General features: G+C 72.6%; 3 protein-coding genes. 2 read left to right on the top strand and 1 reads right to left on the bottom strand.

All coding sequences use genetic code 11. The features are described from left to right. On the bottom strand, positions 1–638 hold a 638-nt coding region (locus G6022_RS13135), incomplete at its 3' end, for an enolase C-terminal domain-like protein (protein WP_277819500.1). A 23-nt stretch (positions 639–661) separates the two neighbouring features. On the opposite strand from G6022_RS13135, the gene G6022_RS13130 reads away from it, so the two are divergent. Next, positions 662–1,645 (top strand): 1,4-dihydroxy-2-naphthoyl-CoA synthase, encoded by a 984-nt coding sequence (locus G6022_RS13130; protein ID WP_182610820.1) that lies wholly within the window; start codon positions 662–664, stop codon positions 1,643–1,645. A gap of 17 nt (positions 1,646–1,662) precedes the next feature. Further along, positions 1,663–2,117, top strand: a 455-nt coding sequence (locus G6022_RS13125) for an AMP-binding protein (protein ID WP_182691721.1), incomplete at its 3' end; no start/stop codon positions are given.

Below are 2,117 nucleotides of genomic sequence, written 5' to 3'. Positions count from 1 at the left end.
ACGTCCACGTGCACCCCGTCCGCGGCCAGCCGGGCCCGCAGTCGCACGAGCTCCTCCACGGTGGCGCACGGCTGCTCGACGTACTCCAGGCCCTGGCCGTCGAGGGAGACCGGCCCAGTGCCCGGTGCGCGGGTGGCGTCGACCGCGCGGACAGCCTGGTCCAGCACCCGCACGGCATGAGCGGCCTCGGCGACCGTCCAGGCCCCGTTGGCGTCCACCCGGATGCGGGCGTCGGGGCGGGCCTGCAGGACCGCGGCGACCCGGGCGACGTCGTCGACGAGCTGCTGCCCGGATTCCGCGACCTTGATCTTGACCGTGGTGCACCCGGGGAAGCGGTCGAGGATCCCGGCCACCTCGCCCGCGGAGACCGCCGGGACCGTGGCGTTGACGGCGACCCGCGACCGCAGGGCCGGCGGCGGACCCTGCCACGCCATCTCCAGGGCGGAGCGAAGCCAGTGGGCGGCCTCGGGGTCGTCGTACTCGGGGAAGGCGCCGAACTCACCCCACCCCGCCGGCCCCTCGATCAACGCCACCTCCCGCTCGGTGACGCCGCGGAACCGCACCCGCATCGGCAGGGCCACCACGTGGACGCGGGCGAGCAGATCGTCGATCGACTCGGGGCCCGGTACGGATGTCATGCCTCCACGCTAACGTCGAACCCATGACCGAGAGCAGCGCAGCGCAGGGCGAGACCGGGAACCCGTTCGATCCGACGCAGTGGCGGGAGGTCGAGGGCTTCCGGAACGGGGAGGACCTCACGGACCTGACCTACCACCGCCACGTGGGCGAGGGCCGGGCCGACGGGATCGTGCGGATCGCCTTCGACCGCCCCGAGGTGCGTAACGCCTTCCGGCCGCACACCGTGGACGAGCTGTACCGGGTGTTCGACCACGCCCGCCGCTCCCCCGACGTGGGCACCGTGCTGTTCACGGGCAACGGGCCGAGCGCCAAGGACGGCGGCTGGGCGTTCTGTTCCGGCGGCGACCAGCGGATCCGCGGCCGGTCCGGCTACCAGTACTCCACGGAACACGACTCGGACGTGGCCGGCGCGACCGCCGACAAGGTCGACGAGGCCCGGGTCAAGGCCGAGGGCGGCCGGCTGCACATCCTGGAGGTGCAGCGGCTCATCCGCACCATGCCCAAGGTGGTGATCTGCCTGGTCAACGGCTGGGCGGCCGGCGGCGGGCACTCGCTTCACGTGGTGAGCGACCTGACCCTGGCCTCCCGCGAGCACGCCCGGTTCAAGCAGACCGACGCCGACGTGGGGTCCTTCGACGCCGGCTACGGCAGCGCGTACCTGGCCAAGCAGGTGGGCCAGAAGTTCGCGCGCGAGATCTTCTTCCTGGGTCAGGCGTACACGGCCGAGGAGATGTTCCAGATGGGCGCGGTCAACCGGGTCGTCGACCACGCCGAGCTCGAGAACACCGCGATCGAGTGGGCGCGACAGATCAACGGCAAGTCGCCCACCGCGCAGCGGATGCTCAAGTTCGCGTTCAACCTCACCGACGACGGCCTGATGGGTCAGCAGGTGTTCGCCGGCGAGGCCACACGACTGGCGTACATGACCGACGAGGCGGTGGAGGGGCGCGACGCGTTCCTGGAGAAGCGCGACCCGAACTGGGACGACTTCCCCTACTACTACTGACGGCGCCGGTCCGGTCCATGCCCGTTACCCGCGACCTGCGCACCCTGCCCGTCCCCGGCGGCGTGGCCGTCACCGCCCTGTTCCCCACGTTCGAGCAGCTCCTGGCCGACCGTGGCCCCGCGCTGCTACCCGTCCCGTCCGACGACCCCGCCCGGATGCGTCTGCTCGTCGGCGCCATGCACCCCGACGAACCGATCGACGACCGGGCGGCTCTGGTGGTGAGCACCTCCGGCTCGACGGGCACTCCCAAGGGAGCGATGCTGTCCGCCGCCGCGTTGGCCGCGTCGGCCTCCGCCACCGACGCGTTACTCGGCGGGCCGGGGCGCTGGCTGCTCGCGTTGCCCGCGCACCACATCGCAGGCCTCCAGGTGGTCCTGCGCAGCCTGCGAGCCGGTCACGAGCCGGTGGTGATGGACGTGACGCGCGGGTTCGATCCCGCCGCACTGCCGGGGGCGGTGGCCGCGTGCACGGG

It is taken from the genome of Dietzia sp. Cai40, assembly GCF_014145165.1.
Classification (GTDB): domain Bacteria; phylum Actinomycetota; class Actinomycetes; order Mycobacteriales; family Mycobacteriaceae; genus Dietzia; species Dietzia natronolimnaea.
Note: the sequence above shows the minus strand (reverse complement) of the source record. Positions and strands in the feature narration are given on the sequence as shown.